Source organism: Nocardia sp. NPDC004711 (genome assembly GCF_053601595.1).
Genome location: NZ_JBSGCB010000028.1, coordinates 119681 through 126635, shown reverse-complemented (window position 1 = coordinate 126635; position 6955 = coordinate 119681). Strand labels below are relative to the sequence as shown.

Below are 6955 nucleotides of genomic sequence, written 5' to 3'. Positions count from 1 at the left end.
CCCCGCCAACTCCGAACCGCTCCTGGTTTCCGTTGCGGCCCAATTGGAATCGGAGCTGGAATGGCACAAGCACCGCCCGACACCCTGGTGGCGCCGGCTCCGGTAGGGGGGAGCCGGCACCACCGCTCGGACCGATCAGTCGTTTGGCACCAGTCGCCACAATGAGGTGACCTCACCCCGCCGGGCCTCGTACAGAGGATCGCTGCTGTCCGACGCTCGCGGATGCCGCGGAGGTGTGTCGTACCGGGCCGCCACGCGCAGCCCGGAAGCGGCGATACGGGCACGGAACTCGTCCCGGCTGCGCAATTCGAGGCGTTCGGCGAGGTCGGAGAGGATCAGCCAGCCCTCACCGTGCGGGGCGAGGTGGTGGCGCAATCCGTCCAGGAAGCGATGCAGCACAGTCGATCCGGGGTCGTAGATGCCGAGCTCCAGCGCTGAGGTCGGGTGCGCCGGCAGCCAGGGCGGGTTGCAGACGATCAGGTCCGCACGACCCTCGGGCCACAGATCGGAATGCCCGACCCGAACCAGGGCGGTGAGGCCGAGGCGGTCCAGGTTCGCCTCGGCACAGGCCACCGCGCGAGGATTGATATCGGTGGCGGTCACCCGCGCACCGCGCCGGGCCAGGACCGCGGCGAGCACCCCGGTCCCCGTGCCGAGATCGAATACCGAGGGCCGCTGCGCATTCGCCGGAAACGGCGCGCCGGCGACGAGATCGACGTACTCGCCACGAACCGGGGAGAACACGCCGTAGTCAGGATGGATGCGCGCCCCCAGCGCGGGAATCTCGACGCCGTTCCGATGCCACTGATAGGCGCTGAGCACCCCGAGCAACTCGGTCAGCGACACGCACATCCGCTGGATAGCGGGGCAATTCGGGCGGACCGCCGCGTATGCGTGTTCGCACGCCGACCGAACATCGGGCGCACGCCGTAGCTCGAGAGAGTAACCGGGTTCGAGCACGATCAGCAGCCTGCCGAGTATCTTGGCGCGCTCGGCCTGCGCGGCACGCTGCTGCTGGAACGCCGCTGCCGGACTGCTTTCGCGCCCACCCGGCCGCGCGGCGCGCCGCAGACGACGGTCGAGGGCTCGCAGCAACTGGCGAGCATTGTGAAAATCCCCGCGCCACACCAGGCCCGTGCCCGTCCGCGCGAGCCGGTGGGCGGTCTGCGCGGTCATGCGGTCGTCGGCGACGACGATGCGGGCCGGGGCCGGAGCCCCGTTCTCGGAATGCCAGTGGGCGGTGCAGACCGATCGATTCTCGGTCCAGCTGAGGGTGGACATGACGAACTCCTGCGGAAACGAAGGTGCCTGGGACCGGCGACGCTTCGAGGCAGGAGTCCGGAGAGCGACTTTCCGTCAGAACGAGGGCGATTCGGACCGTTCCCGCATCGAAGCGCAGGAGCGGTTGTCGCCCAGCACCATTCCCATGCCCACGGTCGGTCCCTCCGTCAGATGTCCGTCGCCATGATCGCACACGCCCGGATCGGACGTGTCTCAGCGCCTTCTCAGCGACTGCCGGGCAGACTTCCCGGTGTCCGGTAACCGACTGTTCGAAAGGGATCCGCATGCCCGCGGCGCAACCGCATACGAACTACAAGCTCCCCCAGGTCACCGCCCTGTTCTGGGTGCTGAAGATCGCGGCGACCACGCTCGGCGAGACCGGTGGGGATCTGCTGGCCCAGACCCTGAACCTCGGCTATGCGGCGGCGTCGATGCTGTTTCTGGGTATCTTCGCCGTCAGCCTGGTCTCCCAGCTGCGGGCCCGCCGGTTCCATCCCGCGCTGTACTGGACCGTGATCGCCGCGACCAGCACGGCCGGCACCACCATCTCCGATTTCCTCAATCGCGGCCCGGGTTCGGGCACCTCCACCGACGGCGGCCTGGGCTACGGCGCGGGCGCGGCGGTCCTGATCACTGGACTGGTCGTCGTTTTCGTCATCTGGAAGCTCAGCGGCCAGACCTACGACGTCACCGGAATCACCAGCACGCGTGGCGAACTGCTGTACTGGGCGGCCATTCTGCTGTCCAACACACTGGGTACTTCCCTGGGCGACTACCTCTCCGACAGCTCCGGGCTCGGCTACGGCGGGGGCGCGTTGCTCATCGCCGCGGTCATGGCCGCCCTGCTTGCCGCCCATTACCTGACCCGGATCTCGGGGGTCCTGCTGTTCTGGCTTGCGTTCATCCTCACCCGGCCGCTCGGTGCGACGGTGGGCGATCTGCTGTCCAAATCGCACGACAAGGGCGGGCTCGGTTTCGGCACCTGGGGCACCACCGCTGTCCTGCTGATCATTCTCGTCGCGGGAATCACCTACAGCTACAAGAGAATACGCACCGTGACCGGGCTCCAACCGGATCGAGTGGGCGTCGCCGCCGTCGATGCGGAGCGCACCGCCGGTGGTCTCCGACGCGAAGGGTGAGACGCGGTAGCCCGGCACTGCCGTCGCCGCCGAGTCTATGGTCGCGGCAGGAGCCGACGGCGTACGAGCCGCGCGGCGGCGCGGCGACATCGGAGGGCGAATGGATACCGGGAGCGACACGAGCGGACGGCACAAGGATGCCAATGCCACCCGTTCGGCCCTGCTGACCGCGGCGCGGGAGGTGTTCGCCGAGAAGGGTTTCGAGGGCACGACCGTGCGCGAGATCGCGGCCCGGGCCGGAGCGAATCAGGCGCTGCTGTTCCGATACTTCGGAAACAAGGACGAGCTGTTCCGGGCGGTCGTCGCGGATCGCGGCCATCGGGTGCTGTCGGAAGGCCCCGCGGACGAGCTGCTCGGCCGGCTGCTGGCCGGGATGCTGAATACCGCAGCGGATCAACAGCTTTGGCTGCAGGCCGCACTGCGATCGAGCGGACATGCCAGCGGCGTGTCGGTGATCCGGCGAGAGCTGGACGAACGATACGTGCGGGCGCTGTCCGAACTCGGCGACGGCCCGGACGCCGAACTGCGGGCCGATCTGGTGGTGGCCTGGCTGCTGGGCATCGGTCTGCTGCGATCGGTCTATCACTGGGAGCCGCTGGCGAGCGCCGACCCGGCCATTGTCGCCGATCAGGTCCTGCGTTCGGCACGTGTCCTGCTGGACCGGGTGAGTACGAATTTCCCTCCGTCATAACGGAAATCGAGCGTTGACGGTTGGGTGGCGCACTCCTACGATCGACCGGTGTAAGCATTTGCTTACACCAGAAGGAGTTTCGCGTGACCACACCTACCGAAGTCCGCCACTATCCGTTCGGCGATCCGGTCCGGCTCGATCCGCATCCGACGGCGTTGAAACTGCTCCGCGAGGAACCGATTTCCCGTGTCCGGCTGCCCTACGGCGGCGAGGCCTGGCTCGTCACCCGCTACGCGGACGTGCGCTCGGTGCTCAGCGATCCCCGGTTCGGCCGCGCCGCCACGGTCGGTCGCGAGGATGTGCCGCGGGTGCGCGAGACACCGGCCATGCCGAACATTCCGACCAGCATGGACCCGCCGGAGCTGACCCGGCTCCGCAAGCTGACCATGACCGCGTTCACCACCCGTCGCGTGCAGGAGCTGCGCCCGCGCACCGAGGAGATCGTCGAGGACATGCTGACGGCCATGGCCGCGGCCGGCTCACCCGCCGATCTGGTGGAGGCGCTGGCGCTCCCGGTGCCGGTCACCGTCATCTGCGAAATGCTCGGCGTGCCACCGCAGGACCAGCATCGTTTCCGCGACTTCTCCGACGCGATCATGTCCACGACCGCCGTCCCCGACGAGGAACGGGTGGCCGCGTTGGCCGCCGTCGCCGAATACCTGACCGAGCAGATCGCCGAGCGCCGCGCCCACCCCGCCGATGATCTGCTCGGCGCACTCGTGGCGGCCCGCGACAACGATGACCGGCTCAGCGAGGACGAACTGATCACGCTCGGCCTCACCCTGCTGGTCGCCGGTCACGAGACCACGGCCAATCAGATCGCCAATTTCGTCTATGTCCTGCTCACCGCGGGCGAATGGGACCGGCTGCGTGCGGATCCCGATCTCGTCCCGGCCGCCATCGAGGAGCTGCTCCGCTACATCCAGCTCGGCAATGGCGGCGCGTTCCCGCGCATCGCCGTCGAGGATGTCGAACTGTCGGGCACGCTCATTCGCGCGGGCGAGGCCGTCTTCGTGGATCTGGCGATCGCGAACCGCGACGAGACCGTCTTCCCGGATCCGGACACCATGGACCTGACCCGACATCACAACTCGCACTTGGCCTTCGGCCACGGCTTCCATCATTGCGTGGGCGCGCAACTGGCCCGCCTCGAACTGCACGTGACGCTGACCGCCCTGCTGCGCCGCTTCCCGAACCTGCGCCTGGCGGTGCCGGCCGACGAAGTGGAATGGAAGTCGGGCATGCTGCTGCGCGGCCCGAAAGCGCTGCCGGTCGTCTGGTAGTGCCCGGCCGTGGGCGGCCCTGTCGGCCAGCCGCCCACGGCGAAACACCTACGCGTTCGCCGGAAGATCCGTCCCGGCACCACGTTTGCGCACCGCGACCAGGTCGTGGCGCGCCGGCGGCAGGGTCTGCTCCTGCGCGCCCTCGATGGTGAACCCGGCATCGGTGATCATCTGCCGATCGTCGGCTCCGGGCTGCCCCTCGCTGGTGAGGTAGTCGCCCAGAAAGATCGAATTGGCCAGGTGCAGCGCCAGCGGTTGCAGGCCGCGCAGGTGAAGCTCCCTGCCACCGGCCAGCCGCACCTCCACGTCGGGGAAGAAGAAGCGGAACAGCGCCAGGATGCGCAGGCAGCGGTCGGGCGTCAGCTCCCACTGTCCGGCCAGCGGCGTTCCATCGAACGGGATCAGGAAGTTGACCGGCACCGAGTCCGGGTCCAGCGCCCGCAGCGCGAAGGCCAGATCGACGATGTCCTCGTCCGACTCCCCCATGCCGAAAATCGCTCCGGAACAAGGCGACAGCCCGGCCGCGCTCGCCCGCAGCACGGTGTCGACGCGATCGTCGAAGGTGTGCGTACTGCAGATGTCGGCGTAGCGCGCCTCGGAGGTGTTGAGGTTGTGGCTGTAGGCGTGGGCCCCGGCCGCCGCGAGCCGCTCGGCCTGCCCCTCCCCCAATAGACCCAGGCACACGCAGATCTCCGCCTGCGGATGGTCGGCCGTGATGGCGGCAATGGTCTGCTCGATTCTGGTCAGATCCCGTTCGCCGGGCCCGCGCCCGCTGGCGACCAGGCACACTCGCTTGGCCCCGCCCGCAATCGCCTGCCCGGCGACCCGCGCGGCCTCCTCGGGCGCGATCCAGGAGTACTTCAGCACACCGGATGCCGAGCCCAGCCGCTGCGAACAGTACCCGCAGTCCTCCGGGCACAGGCCGCTCTTCATATTGACGATCGTATTGAGTTTGACGCGCGCGCCGAAGAATTCGTGTCGCACCCGCGAGCCCGCCGCGACGACGTCGATGAGCGGTTGCGCGCCGCTCAGCAACGCCAGCGCCTCCGCCCTGGTCGGGGCCGTTCGGCGTAACGCCTTGTCCACCAACAGATTCAACAGTCCATCAGTCATGCCAAGGCAATCTACCTCGAGCTTGAACACCGTTCAAGTATTGGTTTGACGTGGCTTTTTGTGATAACTAGCAGTCCGAGGTGGGTGAAGTTTGCCGAATATTCACAGACCGAGCGCCCGGACAGCCGGTCCGGAGGATCGGTGGCTTCGGGATCGGGAAGCAGGAGGGCAACGCCACGGTCCGCGCGCCCTCGCCGAGGTCGACCTCGGCATCCGCGTCCACGGCAACCGGCCCGCCCACGAACTCGCCGCCCTGAGCCGTCCGGTGATCGCAATCCTGTTGCGGCGCTCGGGAATCCCCGGCTCCGGCGCACCCCTGCCCCAGTTCGCCCCGGACGGATCGACCTGGCAGCGGACGGTCGGCGAAATCGGCCCGCCGACCGCCCACCGATCTCGGATCAACTCGTCGGCTTCTTCCTGACGTGAGCACAGGCCGCACCGCGCCCACCGCGCCGACAATGCGGCGGCTCCGCCGGGAGCCGAGCCGACCCGGCTACCGTGATAGCGATCGATAACGCGAATCCACAGCTCGGACCTTTCATCGAAGGAGCGGGGAATGGCTGCGATACCGAAGGACTATCGCACCCGGCCGGTGGCCGTGATCGGCGCGGGAACGCTGGGTCGGCGCATTGCGCTGATGTTCGCCACGCGGGGCGGCACCGTGCTCATCACCGATCCGAACGGGACGCAGGGGACGCAGGCCGCCGGGTACGCGACGGGTGAATTGCCTACGGTGGCCGCCCATATCGACGGCGGCACGCCGGGGATCGTGAGTTATGTGCCGGACCTGGCCGATGCGGTGGCGGAGGCGTGGCTGGTGGTGGAGGCGGTGCCGGAGCGGCTCGACCTCAAGAAGTCGATCTTCGGTCAGCTCGACGGACTGTGCGCGGTCGATGCGGTCGTCTCGTCGAATTCGTCGTCGTATGCGAGCAGGCTGTTCACCGAGGGGCTTTCGACCCGCGACCGGATGCTCAACACCCACTTCTACATGCCGCCCGCGTCGACGACGCTCGATGTGATGTCCGATGGCGATACCGCGCCCGAGATCATCGACTTCGTCATGTCGACGTTCCCCGAATACGGTCTGCATCCCTTCCTGTGCCGCAAGGAGAGCACCGGCTTCATCTTCAATCGGATCTGGGCGGCGCTGAAACGCGAATCGCTCGAGGTCGTCTACGAGGGCGTCTCGACCCCGCAGGACGTCGATGCCATGTTCACGCTGAACTTCGGCACCAAGGCGGGGCCGTTCCGGATGATGGACAGCGTCGGCCTCGATGTGGTGCTCGATATCGAAGAGCATTACGCCCAGGAGAATCCGCATCTGCCCGAGGGCCCACGCGTTCTGCTGAAGCGCTATATCGCCGACGGCAAGCTGGGCGTGAAATCCGGCGCCGGCTTCTACGACGACTACCCCGACCCGAATCGGCAGTGACCCGCAGGAGGCCGCG

Annotated in this window: 7 protein-coding genes; 5 read left to right on the top strand and 2 right to left on the bottom strand. The window is 67.9% G+C overall.

All coding sequences use genetic code 11. The features are described 5' to 3' along the window. Positions 1–135: 135 nt before the first annotated feature. Entirely contained in the window at positions 136–1281 is a 1146-nt protein-coding gene (locus ACWEKS_RS27660; RefSeq protein ID WP_452342763.1) for a methyltransferase, read from the bottom strand. 284 nt (positions 1282–1565) lie between these two features. Here ACWEKS_RS27660 and ACWEKS_RS27655 point away from each other — a divergent pair, with 284 nt between their 5' ends. The 3 genes from ACWEKS_RS27655 (at position 1566) to ACWEKS_RS27645 (ending at position 4394) form a co-directional block, all read left to right on the top strand. Next, a complete protein-coding gene (locus tag ACWEKS_RS27655; RefSeq protein ID WP_452342762.1) occupies positions 1566–2420 on the top strand; it encodes a COG4705 family protein in 855 nt (284 codons plus the stop codon). Between the two features lie 100 nt (positions 2421–2520). Next, positions 2521–3111 carry a TetR/AcrR family transcriptional regulator gene (locus ACWEKS_RS27650; RefSeq protein ID WP_452342761.1) on the top strand — a complete coding sequence of 197 codons (591 nt, stop codon included), beginning with the start codon at positions 2521–2523 and terminating at the stop codon, positions 3109–3111. A gap of 83 nt (positions 3112–3194) precedes the next feature. Then, the gene (locus tag ACWEKS_RS27645) at positions 3195–4394 is read left to right on the top strand and encodes a cytochrome P450 (protein WP_452342760.1); all 1200 of its coding nucleotides are present in this window, start codon (positions 3195–3197) and stop codon (positions 4392–4394) included. 48 nt (positions 4395–4442) lie between these two features. Here the strand turns inward: ACWEKS_RS27645 and bioB are convergent, their stop codons facing one another. Continuing rightward, complete coding sequence (gene bioB, locus ACWEKS_RS27640) at positions 4443–5507, bottom strand: biotin synthase BioB (protein ID WP_452342759.1); 1065 nt, start codon at positions 5505–5507, stop codon at positions 4443–4445. A gap of 91 nt (positions 5508–5598) precedes the next feature. On the opposite strand from bioB, the gene ACWEKS_RS27635 reads away from it, so the two are divergent. Continuing rightward, complete coding sequence (locus ACWEKS_RS27635) at positions 5599–5928, top strand: hypothetical protein (RefSeq protein ID WP_452342758.1); 330 nt, start codon at positions 5599–5601, stop codon at positions 5926–5928. A 135-nt stretch (positions 5929–6063) separates the two neighbouring features. Next, entirely contained in the window at positions 6064–6939 is an 876-nt protein-coding gene (locus tag ACWEKS_RS27630; RefSeq protein WP_452342757.1) for a 3-hydroxyacyl-CoA dehydrogenase family protein, read from the top strand. The last annotated feature ends 16 nt before the right edge of the window (positions 6940–6955 follow it).